The sequence below is a fragment of the Chromatium okenii genome, assembly GCF_002958735.1.
Classification (GTDB): Bacteria; Pseudomonadota; Gammaproteobacteria; order Chromatiales; family Chromatiaceae; genus Chromatium; species Chromatium okenii_A.
In genome coordinates this window covers 12,719-31,077 of the sequence record NZ_PPGH01000018.1, presented here as the reverse complement: position 1 = coordinate 31,077, position 18,359 = coordinate 12,719, and the positions used below count along the sequence as shown (strand labels likewise).

The 18,359-nt window shown below is 50.1% G+C and carries 15 protein-coding genes and 2 pseudogenes; 8 read left to right on the top strand and 9 right to left on the bottom strand.

Annotated elements, in window-relative coordinates:
- The 4 genes and pseudogenes from pheA to gyrA all read right to left on the bottom strand — a co-directional run bounded on the left by pheA (position 1) and on the right by gyrA (position 6,633).
- A pseudogene (pheA, locus tag CXB77_RS03190) lies at positions 1–1,159 on the bottom strand (prephenate dehydratase).
- Between the two features lie 19 nt (positions 1,160–1,178).
- Positions 1,179–2,348, bottom strand: coding sequence for a phosphoglycerate dehydrogenase (locus CXB77_RS03185; RefSeq protein ID WP_105072945.1), 1,170 nt, complete (start codon positions 2,346–2,348; stop codon positions 1,179–1,181).
- Between the two features lie 3 nt (positions 2,349–2,351).
- Positions 2,352–3,437 carry a 3-phosphoserine/phosphohydroxythreonine transaminase gene (gene serC / locus CXB77_RS03180; protein WP_105072944.1) on the bottom strand — a complete coding sequence of 362 codons (1,086 nt, stop codon included), beginning with the start codon at positions 3,435–3,437 and terminating at the stop codon, positions 2,352–2,354.
- A gap of 142 nt (positions 3,438–3,579) precedes the next feature.
- Positions 3,580–6,633, bottom strand: coding sequence for a DNA gyrase subunit A (gene gyrA, locus CXB77_RS03175; RefSeq protein ID WP_105072761.1), 3,054 nt, complete (start codon positions 6,631–6,633; stop codon positions 3,580–3,582).
- A gap of 696 nt (positions 6,634–7,329) precedes the next feature.
- Between gyrA and CXB77_RS03170 the strand changes: the two genes are divergently transcribed.
- Entirely contained in the window at positions 7,330–7,659 is a 330-nt protein-coding gene (locus CXB77_RS03170) for a hypothetical protein (RefSeq protein WP_105072760.1), read from the top strand.
- A 216-nt stretch (positions 7,660–7,875) separates the two neighbouring features.
- On the opposite strand, the gene CXB77_RS03165 is transcribed toward CXB77_RS03170, so the two are convergent.
- Both CXB77_RS03165 and CXB77_RS03160 read right to left on the bottom strand, forming a co-directional pair.
- Entirely contained in the window at positions 7,876–8,862 is a 987-nt protein-coding gene (locus CXB77_RS03165; RefSeq protein ID WP_105072759.1) for an IS5 family transposase, read from the bottom strand.
- A gap of 77 nt (positions 8,863–8,939) precedes the next feature.
- Positions 8,940–9,362, bottom strand: a pseudogene (locus tag CXB77_RS03160) (transposase); the annotation flags it as partial.
- A gap of 204 nt (positions 9,363–9,566) precedes the next feature.
- Here CXB77_RS03160 and CXB77_RS20190 point away from each other — a divergent pair.
- Entirely contained in the window at positions 9,567–10,559 is a 993-nt protein-coding gene (locus CXB77_RS20190) for an RNA-guided endonuclease InsQ/TnpB family protein (protein WP_197710976.1), read from the top strand.
- Positions 10,560–10,578: 19 nt separating this feature from the next.
- On the opposite strand, the gene CXB77_RS03150 is transcribed toward CXB77_RS20190, so the two are convergent.
- Both CXB77_RS03150 and CXB77_RS03145 read right to left on the bottom strand, forming a co-directional pair.
- Positions 10,579–11,046: an IS630 family transposase gene (locus tag CXB77_RS03150; protein WP_242445440.1), complete on the bottom strand. Its 468-nt coding sequence runs from the start codon at positions 11,044–11,046 to the stop codon at positions 10,579–10,581.
- 28 nt (positions 11,047–11,074) lie between these two features.
- Positions 11,075–11,401, bottom strand: a complete 327-nt coding sequence (locus tag CXB77_RS03145; RefSeq protein WP_105072549.1) for an IS630 transposase-related protein — start codon at positions 11,399–11,401, stop codon at positions 11,075–11,077.
- On the opposite strand from CXB77_RS03145, the gene CXB77_RS24365 reads away from it, so the two are divergent.
- The 5 genes from CXB77_RS24365 to CXB77_RS03120 all read left to right on the top strand — a co-directional run bounded on the left by CXB77_RS24365 (position 11,368) and on the right by CXB77_RS03120 (position 16,187).
- Positions 11,368–11,565, top strand: coding sequence for a zinc ribbon domain-containing protein (locus CXB77_RS24365; protein WP_105072757.1), 198 nt, complete (start codon positions 11,368–11,370; stop codon positions 11,563–11,565). The two genes, CXB77_RS03145 and CXB77_RS24365, sit on opposite strands and share 34 nt — an antisense overlap.
- Before the next feature lie 583 nt (positions 11,566–12,148).
- A complete protein-coding gene (cmoA, locus tag CXB77_RS03135; protein WP_105072756.1) occupies positions 12,149–12,865 on the top strand; it encodes a carboxy-S-adenosyl-L-methionine synthase CmoA in 717 nt (238 codons plus the stop codon).
- A complete protein-coding gene (gene cmoB, locus CXB77_RS03130) occupies positions 12,856–13,842 on the top strand; it encodes a tRNA 5-methoxyuridine(34)/uridine 5-oxyacetic acid(34) synthase CmoB (protein ID WP_197710975.1) in 987 nt (328 codons plus the stop codon). Before cmoA ends, cmoB begins: the two co-directional genes overlap by 10 nt.
- A complete protein-coding gene (locus CXB77_RS03125; protein WP_172452507.1) occupies positions 13,832–15,097 on the top strand; it encodes an O-antigen ligase family protein in 1,266 nt (421 codons plus the stop codon). The genes cmoB and CXB77_RS03125 overlap by 11 nt, the downstream gene beginning before the upstream one ends.
- Positions 15,075–16,187, top strand: a complete 1,113-nt coding sequence (locus CXB77_RS03120; RefSeq protein ID WP_105072754.1) for a glycosyltransferase — start codon at positions 15,075–15,077, stop codon at positions 16,185–16,187. The genes CXB77_RS03125 and CXB77_RS03120 overlap by 23 nt, the downstream gene beginning before the upstream one ends.
- On the opposite strand, the gene CXB77_RS03115 is transcribed toward CXB77_RS03120, so the two are convergent.
- Positions 16,184–17,080, bottom strand: a complete 897-nt coding sequence (locus CXB77_RS03115; protein WP_172452506.1) for a lytic transglycosylase domain-containing protein — start codon at positions 17,078–17,080, stop codon at positions 16,184–16,186. The genes CXB77_RS03120 and CXB77_RS03115 overlap by 4 nt on opposite strands.
- A 113-nt stretch (positions 17,081–17,193) precedes the next feature.
- Here CXB77_RS03115 and CXB77_RS03110 point away from each other — a divergent pair, with 113 nt between their 5' ends.
- Positions 17,194–18,312 (top strand): glycosyltransferase, encoded by a 1,119-nt coding sequence (locus CXB77_RS03110; protein WP_105072752.1) that lies wholly within the window; start codon positions 17,194–17,196, stop codon positions 18,310–18,312.
- Positions 18,313–18,359: the final 47 nt, after the last annotated feature.

Below are 18,359 nucleotides of genomic sequence, written 5' to 3'. Positions count from 1 at the left end.
TTACAGCACCGCGACGGGATAGGAACCGAGAATTTTGAAGAGTGAAGATGCCTGTTCTAAATGCGCCAAGGCGCTATTCAATGCGCTATCTTCTCGATGACCGACGACATCAATAAAGAAGACATAATCCCAAATATCACGCCGCGAAGGGCGCGATTCAATGCGCGTCATGCTAATACTGTGCGCAGCCAGCGGTGCTAATAATTGATGCAATGCGCCCGCTTGATTGCGACACGATAACAATAAACTGGTTTTATCTTGTCCACTCGCCGGCGCATCTTGCGCACCAATCACTAAAAAGCGCGTGGTATTGCCCGGTTCATCTTCAATGCGTTCGGCGAGAATTTTGAGCGCGTAAATCTCCGCCGCTTGAATTCCCGCAATTGCTGCGGCATTGCTTTCGTGGGCGGCGCGACGCGCAGCTTCGGCATTGCTGGCGACGGCAACGCGCTCGGCGTGCGGCAAATGCCGATCCAACCAGCCGCGACACTGCGCCAGCGATTGTTGATGCGAATATAAAACGCGAATCTCGGCCGGCGCAGGTAGGCGACTGAGCAAATGATGCTGCACCCGCAAACAGACTTCGCCGGTGATGCGCAGCGGCGAAGTCATAAATAAATCAAGGGTATGGCTGATGACGCCCTCGGTTGAATTCTCCACCGGCACGACGCCGAAATCACACGCGCCAGCTTCCACTTCCCGAAAAATATCGCTGATGGTCGCCATCGTCCGCGTGACCACCGAATGCCCAAAATGCTTGATCGTTGCCGCTTGGGTGAAGGTGCCTTCGGGGCCGAGAAAGGCGACGTTGAGCGGGCGCTCCAGTGCGAGACACGCCGACATGATCTCGCGGAACAGACGCGCCATTTCTTCATCACTCAGCGGCCCGGGATTGGCGGCTTTGATCCGCCGCAACACTGCTGCCTCACGTTCGGGGCGATAAAACTGCACCGCTTCAAATCCACCCGACCCCCTTTTTCTAAGGGGGGCTTTTTGTCTCCCCCCTTTGGAAAAGGGGGGCGGGGGGATTTCCCAATTTGAGCTGCGCGACCTGCTGGGCGCAGCGGGCGCGGTCGCTGAGGAGCCGCAACAGTTCCAAATCAATCGCATCAATCTGATTGCGAATTGCGTCGAGTCCGGTATTGCTGCTTGTCGCCATCACGCCCGCTTTCTCCGTATTAACCGCCGAGTCGCCGCACCGACAACACGCCGCTGATGCCTTGTAACCGCGCCAGCGTCTCATCGCTGCACCGTTGATCGACATCAATCAGCGTCACTGCGACATCGCCGCGTGAGCGATTGAGCATGTCGATGATGTTCAAACCCGCTGCGGCCAGATCGGTGGAAATCTGCCCGACCATATTCGGCACGTTGCTATTCACAATCGCCAGCCGGTGATCGCCGTTGAATGGCAAGCAAATTTCGGGGAAATTGACCGCATTGGTGACGTTGCCGCTTTCCAAATACTCGCGGATTTGATCGGCAACCATGATCGCGCAGTTGTCTTCAGCCTCGCGGGTGGACGCGCCCAGATGCGGCAGCGTCACCACTCGCGGATGATCTTTCAGCAAATTGCTAGGAAAATCACAGCAGTAGGCGTACAGATGCCCTTGATCGAGCGCCGCCACGACTGCGGCATCGTCCAAAATGCCCTCACGGGAAAAGTTCAGCAGCACCGCATTTTTCGGCAACGTCTGAATCCGCTCGGCGTTAATCATGTGGCGCGTCGCGTCGGTCAGCGGCACATGAAAAGTTACAAAATCCGACCGCGCCAGCAGATCGTCGATACTCAACGCCGCCTGCACGTCGCTTTCCAACTGCCACGCCCGCCGCACGGTAATCGTCGGATCGTAGCCGATGACCTTCATCCCCAGCGCCCGCGCTGCGTTGGCCACTTTCACGCCAATCGCGCCGAGACCGATCACGCCCAGCGTCCGCCCCGGCAGCTCAAACCCGCCAAACTGTTTTTTACCGCTCTCGACTGCCTGACTGATCGCCGCGTCGTCGCCGGTCAGCGAGCGGGAAAATTGCCACGCCTGCGCGATATTCCGCGCCGCAATCAGCATTCCCGCGATCACCAACTCCTTGACTGCGTTGGCATTTGCGCCCGGTGCATTGAACACCGCCACGCCGCGCCCAGTCATCGCTGCAACCGGCACGTTATTCGTACCCGCACCAGCGCGACCGATAGCCTTGACCGACGGCGCAATCGGCAGCTCGTGCATCTTCGCCGAGCGCACCAAAATCGCATCGGGATTGGCGATCTCGGACGCGACCTCGTAGCGATCACGCGGCAGACGCTCCAAACCGGCGACTGAAATGTTATTTAAGGTCTGGATTTTGAACATCATTCAACCCTGCGTCCGTTCAAATTCGCGCATAAATTCCACCAGCGCCGCCACGCCCGCTTCCGGCATCGCGTTGTAAATGCTGGCGCGCATCCCGCCGACCGAGCGATGCCCTTTGAGCGTGGTCAAATTAGCCGCCTTCGCACCTTTCAAAAAGGCATCATCCAGCGCCGGATTCGCCAACGTAAATGGCACATTCATCCACGAGCGATCAGTTGGCTGCACCGGATTGGCATAAAAACTGGAGGAATCAATTGCATTATAAAGCAATGCCGCTTTGCGTTGATTGATGATTGCCATTGCATCCAAACCGCCCAAATCTTTCAGCCATTTGAATACCAAACCAGCCAAATACCACGCATAGGTTGCGGGCGTGTTATACATCGAATCATTATCAGCGTGGATTTTGTAATCAAACATCGTTGGCGTACCGGCAATTGGCATTCCAATTAAATCCTCACGCACAATCACAATGGTTAATCCCGCCGGCCCGATATTCTTTTGCGCACCGGCATAAATTAAACCGAAGCGCGATATATCAATTGGGCGCGACAATAACGTCGATGACATATCCGCCACCAGCGGACAGCCGCCAGTTTCAGGAATGTAGGCGAATTCAACACCTTCAATCGTTTCATTCGGCGTGTAATGCAAATACGCAGCATCGCCACTGAGTTGAATCTCTGCTGGCACAGGGGCGCGAGTGAATTTGCTCTCCTCAGTTGTCGCAGCGACATTGACGTTACTGCAATAATGCCGTGCTTCAGAAATTGCTTTTTTTGACCACGAACCCGTATTGATATAATCGGCGCTGCTGCCGCCGCGCAATAAATTCATCGGCACCGCAGCGAATTGACTGGATGCACCGCCCTGTAAAAATAACACCTTATAATTGTTGGGCACATTCAACAGCTCGCGCAAATCCGCTTCTGCTTCCGCCGCAATTGACATGTATTCTTTACCGCGATGGCTCATTTCCGCCACGCACATGCCGCTGCCGCGCCAATCGAGCATTTCATCACACGCTTGCTGCAATACGGATTCCGGCAGCATGGCGGGACCGGCACTGAAGTTATACACACGAGCCATCATTTTGTTCCTCTGGTGAATAGTGGTTGATTACTTAATTATCGTGCTGATTAACAGCTTGCGAGTTGACGTTGGTACGCGGCTTCAATAGCATTGAGAAGATCACAAAAGACAGTTTTTTATACAGCATCTGGTATTTCAGTTACTCAACATGATCAGTATTGATTTCCTCACCTTCAGCGCCATCTTCCTGTTCCAATCCACCTTCCAATGCCACAATCCGTTCGACATACACCAAACGCTCACCCTCACTCAAATTAATGAGTTTAACGCCTTGCGCAGCGCGACCAACGATTGGAATTTGATCGACACTGGTACGAATTAACGTGCCGCCTTCGGTAATTAACATGATTTCATCGCCGGGGCGCACTAATACTGCACCAACCTGCGCACCATTACGCTCAGAAGTGCTAATCCCAATCACGCCTTGAGTACCCCGTCCTTTAGTGGGGAAATCTTCAACGCGAGTCCGTTTGCCATATCCATTTTCAGTCACACTCAATACAGTGCCCGGCTCCGGCACTACCAGCGCAATCACGCGTTGGTTTTCTTTCAAACGAATACCGCGTACTCCGTGCGCCGTGCGTCCCATCACGCGAACATGTGATTCCGCAAAACGCACTGCTTTACCGTCGGAAGCAAATAGCATCAAATCCTGTTTGCCGTCAGTAATTGCGACTCCAACCAATACTTCATCGTCACGCAAATCAATCGCAATAATGCCGCGAGATAATGGACGTGAAAAATCAGTGAGCGCCGTCTTTTTTACTGTGCCAGCACTGGTTGCCATGAATACAGAATAACCTTCTTCATATTGGCGCACCGGCAGTAGTGCATTGATACGTTCACCCGGTTCCAATGGCAATAAATTGACCATTGGACGCCCCCGCGCACTGCGTCCGGCTTGCGGCAATTCATACACTTTGAGCCAATAAACGCGCCCGCGACTGGAAAAACATAATATGGTGTCGAGTGAATTGGCAACAAAAATCCGGTCAATAAAATCTTCTTCACGGAATGAAGTTGCGCTTTTGCCTTTACCGCCGCGTCGCTGCGCTTGGTAATCGCTAATGGGTTGCGCTTTCACATAACCTTCATGCGATAACGTCACCACCAATTCTTCCGGTGTAATTAAATCTTCTAGCGTTAAATCGGTGTGATCGGTTTGAATTTCAGTGCGGCGTTCATCGCCAAATTGTTCGCGGATGGCAAGCAATTCTTCACGAATCACCGCCATTAATTGCACTGCATCGGACAAAATCAGCAGTAGCGCAGCAATGCGTTCTAAAATCTCACTGAATTCTTTGAGGATTTTCTCTTGTTCTAAACCGGTCAAACGATGCAGTTGCAGATCAAGAATCGCCTTTGCCTGCCGCTCACTCAATTGATAACCTTCTGGATTCAAACCAAATTCGCGTTCCAAACCATCGGGGCGCGTGTGTTCAGCGCCAGCTCGCGCCAGCATCGCCGTCACGCCGCCCGGCGACCACAATCCGATCATCAAGCGTTCGCGGGCTTCAGTAGGATTTCCTGCTGCTTTAATCGTCGTAATCACTGCGTCGATATTGGCCAGCGCAATGGCGTAGCCTTCCAAAATGTGCGCCCGTTCCCGCGCTTTTCGCAGTTCAAATAGGGTGCGGCGAGTGACCACTTCGCGGCGATGGCGGAGGAAAAATTCGAGGATTTGCTTGAGGTTGAGCGTGAGCGGGCGACCATCGACCAGCGCCACCATGTTAATGCCGAATACCTGCTGCATCTGCGTGTGTTGAAACAGGTTATTTAATAACACTTCAGCATGAGCATCGCGTTTTAATTCAATCACAACGCGCATTCCGTCTTTATCGGATTCATCACGCAAACCATCCGGCGCAATACCGTCGATTTTCTTTTCTTTTACTAACTCAGCAATACGTTCCAATAGCCGCGCTTTATTCACTTGATACGGCAATTCAGTGACGACAATTGCCTCGCGCCCGCTGCGTGATTGCACTTCAGAAATGGTACGCGCTCGCATCACGCAGCGTCCGCGTCCGGTGCGATACGCCTCACGAATGCCAGCAATGCCGTTGATGATCGCGGCGGTCGGAAAATCCGGTCCGGGCACGATCAACATCAATTCTTCCAGCGTGGTCAATGGGTTATCAATTAGCGCGAGGCAGGCATCAATCACTTCGCGCAAATTGTGCGGCGGGATATTGGTCGCCATACCAACCGCGATGCCCGATGAACCGTTGACCAGCAAATTGGGAAAACGGGCGGGCAATACCGTTGGCTCGTGCTCGGTGTTGTCGTAATTCGGAACGAAATCAACAGTTTCTTTATCAAGATCGTCGAGCAGTGCATCGGCGAGGCGCATCATTCGCACCTCGGTATAACGCATGGCCGCTGGTGGATCGCCATCGACGGAGTTATGCACAAATACGCCGCTGGCTAATAAAAAGTTGTGATGTTCATCGACCGTGATGTCGTAAGTGTCAGCGGTTTCATTAAGCTGGCGAATGGAAATGACACGGTGATTTTTTTCTGCAATTAATGCGCTTGCCGTATTCGCAGAAGTCGGATGAGCTACTGCGCTCATTAAATGGTCATCAAGCGTCAGTGTTTGCGCTTCTTTATAGGTTCCATTGCGCAACATAAAGCGATGATCGGGCGTACAACGAATGATTGCGCCATGATCAAGCGTCAATTCCACCAGTGGTGCGGCGGGGCGAGTGATCCGTGAATGACGTCCCTCGGCGATGACAATTTTGCCGGTCTTGTCCACTGCGTAAACGTGAAATTTTTCCTCCGGCGGCAGATGCGCTAGTTCCTCGAAAGTCTTTTCCGTGCCGTCAGCGAGCTTGATCGCAGTGTCGCTAGTGAAACAACCAAAGTTGCCCTGCCCATCTACCAGCAGATAACGCAGCGAAAACCGCTGCGCCATGCGCACCATCGTGTCGTAAATCGCCGAGTCGCCATGCGGGTGATATTTGCCCATGACATCGCCGACCACGCGGGCAGATTTGCGATAAGCACGATTCCACACGTTGCCCTGCTCGCTCATGGAAAACAGCACCCGTCGGTGTACCGGTTTCAAACCGTCGCGCACATCAGGCAGCGCTCGCCCCACAATGACGCTCATCGCGTAATCAAGGTAAGACTGGCGCATCTCGTCTTCGAGATTGATCGGGAGAACTTCGCGGGCAAAATCTGGCATGGGCGTAATAAACCGACTAGGAAACGACAGGGTAATCTGGGTCAAAAACCGCAGAAATGCGTGTTGTGAAGGGGGCAGATTCTACCACGTTGGCGCTGCAGTCGGTTGCTAGCGGGCAGTCGTAACGCGACATCGCCGTGACAATTGCCCAAAACAATTCGATTCGACCGATCAGGTGCTGCGCCATAGAGATCGTAATTCCAACAGAAGTTACGCAGTTGGCTAATAACGCATACGATGGAACTGACAAGTAAAATCGCATAGTATTTCATACACTTTTATTTTTAGCGTTCATGATGCTTATTCCGGCTCGATAAAAATAGCAATTAAAAACTGAATATAATTTTGTTCAGTCTATTTTGCAGTGTTCCGCTTTTTATTTTAGCGCAATTCTTTCCACTGCGTCACTCCTGTGAATACAAGGTGATGATACGTTGCGCAAATTTGATTCAATCAGGAGCGCAGTGTTTTTAGGGCGCGGCGAAGACGTGTCATGTTTTTTTACACTTTGCTGTTGTTTTAATCAGGAAAATGGGATGCGCTGTAAATTTCACTATTATTTTCAATGACTAATAATTTTGGCATCAAATGTGATTAAGCCGTTGCAGTGGGTTATTTTGTGCGAGTCAGAGTGTGATTAACCACCGGGGCACAGCAGTGAATTATTGTTTTATCAATGTGTTAAGGGAGATCGAGATGTTAATGCTCGGCAAATCGTCCGGTTTTATCACCGCGACTGTGTTATGTGCGGCAAGTATCGGTAGCGCCATTGCTGCGCCAATCGCTTATACCAACTACAACGCGTTTATGACGGCGACCGGCAGCTACACTTCCGTTGCGACGTTGAATTTTGATGCGTTGTCCGTCGGGACTTTTGCGTCGGGCAGTGCGTTTAATGGCGTGACCTTTACCGGGCATGATGACACTGCCGGTCAATTGGCAGTGGCGACGGGTTACGCCACCACCTCCGGCGCGAATTATCTCGGTGTTGATAATGGCTCAGATATGTTGAACGGGGGCTTGTAACAGTTGATGCTAATATATGATTATGAATAAAAAATTAGTTAAGATAGGCGAGGCTGCAAAGGAACCGCTGATCTATTTAATGTTCTCCACGTTGCCTTTTTAAAAGCATATTTTTATAGAGGGGATATTAAATAAATAGTTTTTGCTTTAGTGATTCAAAATAGTCAACCTCTTTATTAGGTAAAATTAAGGTACTCTTATGCTGTGAACTCTATATTAGGCTTTTAACAGCGCCTTTTTTGCTATTAAGAGATTAGCCAGGGCAAACAAAGTTTGTAGTTGCGCAGTGTTTTTCGCAAGCCCTTTATAACGTACCTTACGGTGCATAAATAGATTTTTAATAATGTGAAATGGATGTTCAACACGCGCGCGTATTTGCGCCTTAACTTTTTCAATCTGTTGCGTGAGATTCTTCAACAAACCATCATCCATTTTTTCAACTTTAGAACGTTTTTCAGCGATATTCCAACTGACCACTTTTTCATTAAATTTGTTTTTAACTTTTTCGCGTTTATCTGCACCAGTGTAGCCAGCATCACCAAAAACTTTTTGTTCTTGACCATGTAAAATGTTTTCAACTTGAGTGACATCATGCTCATTTGCCGCCGTGCCAACCACGGTATGCACTAACCCAGAACTAACGTCAACACCAATGTGTGCTTTCATTCCGAAATACCATTGATTTCCCTTGCGAGTAGAATGCATTTCTGGATCGCGTTCTTTTGCTTCGTTTTTTGTTGAAGAAGGGGCATTGATAATGGTCGCATCAACGATTGTCCCTTGATTTAACAACAATCCTTTCTCGCGTAACTGCGCATTGATTGTAGAAAAAATCACTGTAGTCAGTGCATGACGTTCGAGTAAATGGCGAAATTTCAACAGTGTTGTTGCATCTGGTACCGCTTCAACACTCAAATCAATACCTATGAATTGCAGTAATGATTGACTATCGTAAATTGCATCTTCCAGTGCCTCATCAGCAAGATGATACCATTGCTGTACAAAGTACATCCTTAACATCCGCTCTAATCCTATTGGCGGACGACCACGCTTACCTTGACTATCAGGGTAGTAATAAGGTGTCAATGCTTTAACCAAAGTTGACCATGGAACAATTTTTTCCATATCATTGAGAAAACGTTCACGGCGCGTCGTTTTCTTTTTTGCTAAAAATTCTGATTGTGCAAAAGAAAATTGTTTCATGCTGGTATCATATTTACATTACGACTGATGCCTATTTTATCATTTAGATCGCAACGATGCTGGCTATTTAATCAGTGTTTCCTTAACAACAATCCTTTCTCGCGTAACTGCGCATTGATTGTAGAAAAAATCACTGTAGTCAGTGCATGACGTTCGAGTAAATGGCGAAATTTCAACAGTGTTGTTGCATCTGGTACCGCTTCAACACTCAAATCAATACCTATGAATTGCAGTAATGATTGACTATCGTAAATTGCATCTTCCAGTGCCTCATCAGCAAGATGATACCATTGCTGTACAAAGTACATCCTTAACATCCGCTCTAATCCTATTGGCGGACGACCACGCTTACCTTGACTATCAGGGTAGTAATAAGGTGTCAATGCTTTAACCAAAGTTGACCATGGAACAATTTTTTCCATATCATGGAGAAAACGTTCACGGCGCGTCGTTTTCTTTTTTGCTAAAAATTCTGATTGTGCAAAAGAACATTGTTTCATGCTGGTATCATATTTACATTACGACTGATGCCTATTTTATCATTTAGATCGCAATGATGCTGGCTATTTAATCAGTGTTTCCCAAAATGACTTGGAACAAGTTCCGACACGTTAAGAAAGTGGGAGTTATCAGGTGAATTATTGCCAAAACGACACTGCTGAATTTAGAATTAACTGAGACCACTGCTTAGTTGAGTACAGTATATGTTACTGGCACACAAAATTGAATTGCGCCCCACACCTGAACAGATGGTGTACTTGGATAAAGCCTGTGGCTCCAAACGCCATTGCTATAATCAGTTATTGGCGCATTTTTCAAAGCCAGAAAATAAATGGTCAAAAAATGAAGCATATCAGCATTACATTAACGTACTTCGTAAAGAATTTGCGTGGTACAACGAAGTTTCCAGTCGTGTCACCTGCAATGCAATTGATGATTTAGATAACGCTTTTAAGCACTTTTTTAGGCACGTAAAAGCCAAACGAAAAGCAGGTTTTCCTCGTTTCAAAAAGAAAGATATTAAAGATAGTTTTGCGTTGCGTGAATCCGCAAAATTTGATGTTAACGGTCGTGAATTACGGATTGAAAAACTCAAAACTAAAATTGAACTGCGTCAACCTTTACGTTTTCAAGGCATCGCAAAACAAGTCACGATTTCAAAACATGCAGGAAAGTATTTTGCTTCAATTTTAACTGAAACAGAAGATTACAATCCCCACGATGTTGACCGCCAACAATCAGTTGGTGTGGATTTTGGTATCAAAGCACTTGCCGTTTTAAGCACGGGTAAAGTGTTTTCTACCAATCAAAAGTTGAAAGCAAGCCTGCGACAATTGGCAAAACTTCAACGCAATTTAGCCAAGAAAGTGAAGGGTTCAAACCGCCGAGCGAAAGCCAAGCTCAAGATTCAAAAACTTCATTTTCGTATTGCAAGACAACGGCAAGCCTTGTTGCATGAAGTATCCGACGATTTAACCAAGACTTTTGACGTGATTGCTGTTGAAGATTTAAACGTTAAAGGCATGGTAAAAAATAGAAACCTCAGTCGTGCAATTAGCGATGCTGGTTTTGGTTATTTACGTCAGATGATTGAGTACAAGGCTCAATTGAGAAATTGTGTCGTTGTGGTTGCCAATCGATTTTTCCCCAGCAGTAAAACCTGTTCGTGTTGTGGAAAAATCAAAGCAGAGTTATAGCTAATCCAGCATAAAATGATTACAAATTACAGGCAAATAAAGCATCAACTGTGCAATGGTTCCTTTTGCGAATCGCTTTTGCTTTTGACCAGTAGTGTTCAATCGGGTTTAAGTCAGGTGAATATGGTGGTAAGTATTCTAAAATATGTCCGCTTGCTTTAATCTTCTGCTGAATATCTTGTCTTTTGTGAAAAGTAGCATTATCCATGACAAGAACGCAGTTTGCTGGTAGTTTTGGCAACAAATCATCGGTTATCCATAAAAGAAAAACTTGAGAGTTAATTGAACCGGTAAATAAAGTCACCGTCACTAAATTAAAGTCAGTTATTGCCCCAATAGCATTTATTCGTCCTTTTTCATGCCAATTGCGCTTGTCTAAACACTTTTTTCCGATAGGAGAGTATCCATAAGAACGCGGCATATCGTTAGCAAATCCACTTTCATCAATATAAACTATTGTTTTTTTAGTTGTTTTATAGCTTGCTATGCGTTCTTGAAATGCAAGACGTGCTTGGTCATCTGCTTTGGGATGAGAAAATGTTTTTTTTTCGACTAATGCCCAATCTTTTCAAGGCTGCACCAATACCACTCTTGCTCACTTGCAATCTATCGGCACGTTCTTGAAGGTAAGCATCAGGATACGTTTCAACATCTTTTAGCAGTTGATTAGTGTTAATTTTAGTTGCAGGTTTGTTGCGATGCTTTTGTGGCTCTAGTTCTTTATTCCAGCGAATTAAACTCGCAGAGCCAACTCCTAACCTGCGGGCAGTTTCACTATAAGTAAGGTTAAATTTTTCTTTTATTTCTAATGCTCGACGACGGAAATCAACAGAGTAGGTCATTTGCTTTTCACTCCTCATTTATAAAATCATTTTGTATTGGAATTGCTATATCTCTTGCAGAGCGAATTTTTACCTGCGAGTGTGGATTTAGCGCGGATAGAGATTTGAATGCCGCGCTCAATCTAAATCAATACGGTCTGGACACGTTACAGCCGAGACCTTAAATGCACACAAGAGCAAAGTGAGACCACAGTTTTATCGTGGCTTTTGCGTTGACGGTGTGAATAAATACTAGAAAATCATGGATTTTCATAGGTTTTTAGTAGCGGCATTTCCAAATACACCGAATTGGTTTTTTTGATCCGGTTCTCCGAATGCTTACAGCACGGACTACGCTTGGGACATGAGCTTTTACAATGGCTACGACCTTCGGAGCAGCAGTAACCACGTCCGCCTCGTCCGTGGCGGACAGTGATTTGATCTTTTTGCTTTTTAATTGCAGTTGAATGAATAAAAAACCGCAATTGAAATAATCGTTCCTAAAACCGCCACCGTGCGTTATGCGTTCGGTGGCGGTTTTGCATAGAACCGGCGTTTTAATCGTCGTAATGAAACCGGCAAGCGATCACAATTAAACCCAGCACAATTGTTATAGCAATCGCCCATTCAAACCCCAGCCCGTTAATATCCTCATTGAGTGCTGAATTGATTTTCCGGCACTCATTCCGATTGCAAGGCATTCATTGAGCACGCGGCGCTGGCGGCAATCTGATGACGGCAGCGCCGCGCTAATTCATAATTAGCGCCATGAATACTGAACCAGACAACTTATTTGATAGCGCCGCAGCGCCGGTGCGCCCCTTTCGTTTTGACGCAGAAGTGGCGCGAGTTTTTCCTGACATGGTGCGCCGCTCAGTGCCGGGCTACGCCGAAATGGTCGAATTCACCGGCTTGCTGGCGCGGCGCTTGGTGCCAGCAGATGGCGTCTGTTACGACCTCGGCTGCTCGCTCGGCGCAGTGACAGAAGCCATCGTGCGGCAAACGCCCGCGTCGGTGCGAGTGATCGCGGTGGACAACGCGCCAGCGATGATCGCCAAATTGTGCGCGTCATCACACGACGACCGCATTACGCCCATCTGCGCCGACGCGGAAACCATCCCGATTCACAATGCCGCGCTGGTGGTGCTCAATCTCACCTTACAATTCATTGCCCCAGAACGGCGGCTGGCGCTGCTGGAGCGGATTCACGCCGGTTTGATTCCGAACGGTGCGTTAATTTTGGTGGAAAAAATCGCACTGCCGAATGATCGCGGCGGGCAGTTATTGACCGAATTACATACCGATTTCAAACGCGCTCAGGGTTACAGTGAACTGGCAATTAGCGGTAAACGCGCCGCGCTGGAGCAAGTGTTAATTCCTGACAGCATCGCCGTTCATGAAGTACGTCTCAGTGCTGCCGGTTTTACCGGTTTCACTCGCTGGTATCAAAGCCTCAATTTTATTGCGTGGATGGCATGGAAATAATTGAATTACAACCTTTTTTAACCCGAATGGCACGGACGCGGCTGGGCGCATGGTCTCCAGCATTAACCGCAGCCAGTCGCTTCCGGCTGACCGAAGACATGCACGGCGATCTGCTGCGCTGGGAAACGGCACTGGCGGAATTGCCCAACATTCCGGTGGAAACCATCCAGTTGAACAGCGCGGCTGTCGGTTGCCAGCCAGCACAACCGCTCGCGCACGAACTCGCGCAGGAATTGCGCGAAGCCCTGCAACGTCTGCATCCGTGGCGCAAAGGCCCGTTTTCCATTCACGGCATTGACATCGACACTGAATGGCGCTCGGATTGGAAATGGCAACGACTCGCCAACGCCATTGCGCCATTGGACGGACGACTGGTGCTCGATGTCGGCTGCGGCAACGGTTATCACGGCTGGCGAATGCTCGGCGCAGGCGCGGAATTGGTGCTGGGAATTGATCCAACGTTGTTGTTTGTGATGCAGTTTTTAGCGGTTAACCGCTATTTGCGCCGCGATGACATAGCGGTATTGCCGCTGGCGACGACCGATCTGCCACCTACGCTGACCGGATTTGACACCGTATTTTCAATGGGAATGCTCTATCACCGCCGCGCTCCGCTGAATCATCTCGAAGAATTGCGCCGTCTATTGCGACCGGGCGGTCAATTGGTATTAGAAACGCTGGTGTGCGAAGGCGATGAACGGCAAGTGTTAGTACCGCCCGATCGCTACGCCGGAATGCGCAACGTCTGGTTTATTCCAAGCGTGGCTGCGTTGAAGATTTGGTTGCAACGCTGCGGATTTGTCGGCGTACAGGTGATTGATATTAGTCGAACGACGGTAGACGAGCAGCGCACAACTGAATGGATGTGTTTTCAGTCACTTGCCGATCAACTTGATCCGGCAAATGCCATGCTCACCCGCGAGGGTTTGCCCGCGCCAACGCGAGCGATTGTGCTGGCAGAACGCAGTGAACGATAAAGTAGTTGCGTTACCAGACCGATGGAGCGGCTGGCTGCTCATCGTGTTTGCATTCACCGCGTGGAATTGGACAGGTTTCGCCAATTTCGCGCTGCTGCTATTAACGTTGCGCTGTATACGCGAATGGCGAGCAAATCAATGGTCGCTGCCGAGCATTCCGGGATTATGGCTACTGCTGCTCGTATTCAGCGTGACCACCGTGCTGGCGCTGCGCACAAGTTGGCAATTTCCAGCAACGACAGGTGCACAACTCGCCGCAATTTGGCGTTGGGATGCACCTTTTTTATTCATTATTATCGCGTGGCGGCTGCGCGTATTTCCGCAACTCATTCCACAATTATTATTAGCGGCACTGCTCGGCTTAACGCTGGGCGTATTAAGAAAATTCGATGTCGCTCAATTCAGCGCAATCGTGCACGGTCAACGCTACGATTCGGGGACGGCAGTGCTCGGTCTCAGTTTTCTAGCATCCATTGCACTGTTGGGACTATTTTGGTATCGGGAACAATTATTAGCATTGACGCGCTGGCGCAGAATCAATCAACTCATTTGGGGCTTGCTCACGCTAATTTTTATCGCATTTCTATTGATTGCCCAAGCGCGTGGTGCCACGCTCGGTTTAGTGATTGTTGGCTTGAGTTTAATGCTGACAAAAATGCGCAGTCATTCCATTGCAGCGTGGCGGCGACCAATACTGCTGTTAGTGCTGCTCACGACCAGTTTGCTGTGGTTGAGTCGAGAACGAATCACGAATGATTGGAATGCACTGGAATTGACAATCGCAAGTATTCCGGTAAGTTATGAAACTTCACTTGGCGCTCGGTTAAATCTGTATCGCGTCGGTTTTATTGCATTTACTGCGCATCCGCTGATTGGCTGGGGACCCGGATCGAGCACCACCAAAATGCTCGTGCCCATGCACTTACTGCCATTGCCAATCGCTGATATGGAACAAGCGCCAGCATTTGCGCATTTACATAGCATCCCGTTGGAATTATTAGTGCGCTTCGGTGCAATTGGCGTAATAATTGCGCTGCTACTCAGTTTATTATTATTGCGAGCATGGCTTCATCTTCACGCCAGCGATTCACAACTCAGCACTTTTTTAATCGCTTGTATTATTTTAACCTGTTGGTTTGGTGTCTATGATTTCCGGTTATTAAATCTTGATTTGCGCTTTTTTTTAATTCTATTTCTCGGAATCATCTACAGCTTTCATTCTCGGCAGCGCGATGAACATTGCCATTTTAATTAGTGATTTTGAAAGTGGTGGCGTGGAACGCTCGCTCACGCATTTAGCCACCGGACTCACGCACTGCGGTTTTCAGGTCGATTATTTGGTCGGCAATCCCACGCATTCCTATTTGCAGAATTTAGATGCGCGAGTGCAGGTTTATTCCGTGACCGAAAATCGCGCTGCAAGCCTGAGCGCCTATCTTCGCGCCCAACGCCCCGCGATCCTCCTCACCGCCAAATTGACTGACGATCTGCTCGCCGTGGCGCTGCGCACCCAACTTCAGCTTAACCACCTGCGACTGGTGACGATTGTTGGAACGGTGCTGTCTGCCAGCGTGGCGGAATCGTCGTTCAATCCGTTGCGCAACTGGTTGAAGCGCCAGCGGATTCGGAAAACCTATCAGCAATTGGACGCGATGGTCGCGGTGTCACACGGCGTCGCGGAGGATTTGCGCCAGCAATTTGGTTTGCACACGCCGCCGATTCGCGTTCTCGCCAATCCGATCATCAGCGCCGATTTGATGACGTTGGCGACGCAGCCCTGCGTTCATCCGTGGTTGCAGCCGAATGCGCCGCCGGTGGTGCTGGCGATTGGCGGTTTACGGCGCGTCAAAGATTTTCCGACGTTGCTGGCAGCTTTTGCGCAATTGATTCAACAGGTTGATGCTCGGCTTATCATTTTGGGCGAAGGACGCCAGCGGGCAAAATTGGAGCGATTGGCAGCGCGGCTGGGCATCACTGCGCAGCTCGCATTGCCGGGGTTTGTCGCCAATCCGTTTCCGTGGCTGGCACGAGCGCGAGTGCTGGCGCTGTCATCACGACGCGAGGGTTTTGGCAATGTGCTGATTGAGGCGCTGGCGCTGGGAACGCCAGTGGTGGCGACTGACTGCCCGACCGGTCCGCGTGAAGCCTTGGGCAATGGACGCTGGGGAAAATTAGTTCCGGTCGGTGATGCAGCGGCATTGGCGAATGCGTTGCACGACAGTCTGCGCGATTCCGCTGCGCGACGGTCGCAACCCGAAGCGATTGAACCTTATCGTGTGGAAATCGCCAGCGCCGCGTATGCGTTGTTTTTACAGGAATTGATGCGCAGTGAACGGCGGAATTAGTCAGCAATCTGGCGCGGTGGCTGGCGACGCTGAAAACCGCGTGAACTGGGTTGCAGCAGATATTGCGGTTCCGGGATGCGCATTCGCAGCGCCGCGACGTTCAACTCCGGCGCAGCGGGCAAACGTGGTTTTGCTGCCAGTTGCGCCCGCAATGCGGTTTTGAGTTCTGGCTGCTTAAACGTCGGCTGCCAGCGCAAATCCGGTTCTGGTTCAAAGGTTTGCAACGGATCGGGAGCCGCTGGCGGTTTCGCCACGCCAGCGATGCCAGCACTCGATCGACGCGACGCGGGGACGCTGGCGGTTGCCATTTCTGGTTTCAAATCAATGCCGGTGGCGGCGCGAGCGTCCGGCGAATAGGGCGCAATGCCTTTGCTTTTGAGATACGCGAGCAGGACTTGATGCGTATACCGCTGGGTTTCGGCATAACTGACCACGCCGCCGCCGCGTTCCAATGCACCTTCTCCGGCGTTATAGGCCATCACTGCTGCGCCGATGTTATTGTATTTATTCAATAAGCGTTTGAAATGGCGCATTCCGGTGTTGAGATTGGTCGCTGGTTCAAACAATGCCTCAGCGCGATTGACGCCGTAATCTGCGGCGGTTGCTGGCATCACCTGCATCAATCCCAACGCGCCAGCCGGTGAGACTGCCTGCGGGTTATATGCCGATTCAGCGCGAATCAGCGCGTGTACTAAATCCCGATCTAAACCATGTGTTTGCGCAGTGTGATCGACCATTGCGTTTAATTCTGCGCGAGATGGCGATGGCGCTGGTGATTGAATCGACGCGGCTGGCGCAGGTACATCGACCGGCTCGGCAGCGAAACTCCAAATCGGCAGCAATAACAGAATGGCAATCAGTGTCTGAGAGATTGAAAGCGGATGGAGTAGCATGAGAACGATCCGGTGAAAATGAATGGAAATAGGCGTTACGCAGTTGAAATAAAGTTGTCGGTTTTCAGTTGTCAGTGGACAGTAAGCACAAACAATGACCAGCGCCATTTTCCATGACTGATTCAAATCGTATCGCCTGTTTTTTTTCAACTTCTGGACATAGCGGCGTTGATCGCGCTGCTGCGCATCTCATTCCCGCGTTGGCGCGGCGCGGCTATCAAGTCGATGTGCTGAAAGTGCGCCAGCATGGTCCAAATCTGCCGCAGCCATTGCCGCCGAATGTGCGCGTGATTGATCTCGGCAGTCGCCATACTTACGCCAGTGTGCCTGCAATCGTCCATTATCTGCGCCATTATCAACCGGCAGTGCTGCTGTCCGATAAAGATCGCGTCAATCGCACCGCGTTATTGGCACGAACGCTGGCGCGAGTGCCGACGCGCTTGGTGTTCAGTTCGGGGACGACGATTTCCGTTGATTTGGCGACGCGGGGCGCGATGGAACGCTGGGTACAGCGCACGTCGATGGGACGGCTGTATCCGTTTGCAAATCAAGTGATTGTCACCAGCGCCGGCGTTGCCGATGACATGGCGCATTACACCGGGCTGGCGCGGGAACGCATTCGCGTTGTGCCCTCGCCGGTGATTCCGAGCGATTTGTTCACTGCCGAATTGCCGCGCCCAGCGCATCCGTGGTTTGGGCAACCGGAAATGCCATTGATTTTGAGTGCCGGCGAACTGTGCAGCCGCAAAGATTTCACGACCTTGATCGCTGCCTTTGCGCGGGTTCGCGCCCAGCGCCCGTGTCGATTGATGATCGTCGGACGCGGCGCAGCGCGAGCGCGATTGCTGGCGCAGGCAGCGGAATTGGGCGTCGCTGCCGATGTGGAACTGCCGGGATTTGTTGCCGATCTTTACGCTTACATGGCACACGCGGATTTATTCGCGTTTACCTCGCGCTGGGAAGGCTTGGGTTTCGTCGTGATTGAAGCGCTGGCAGTGGGAACGCCGGTAGTTTCGACCGATTGTCCGAGCGGGCCGCGTGAGATTTTGGACGGCGGACGTTATGGGCGACTGGTGACGGTGGGCGATGTGCCCGCGCTGGCGGAGGCGATGTTGGAAACGCTGGCGCAACCGTTGCCGAAAGCGGTGTTGCAGCAGGCGGCGCAGCCTTATGACATTGAGGTGAGCACCGATGCGTATTTGGACGCGCTGGGACTGGATAAACGGCGCTAATTCCCGCGCCAGCCGAATCATGCAGCCGACGTTCCCTGTCGGCTTTT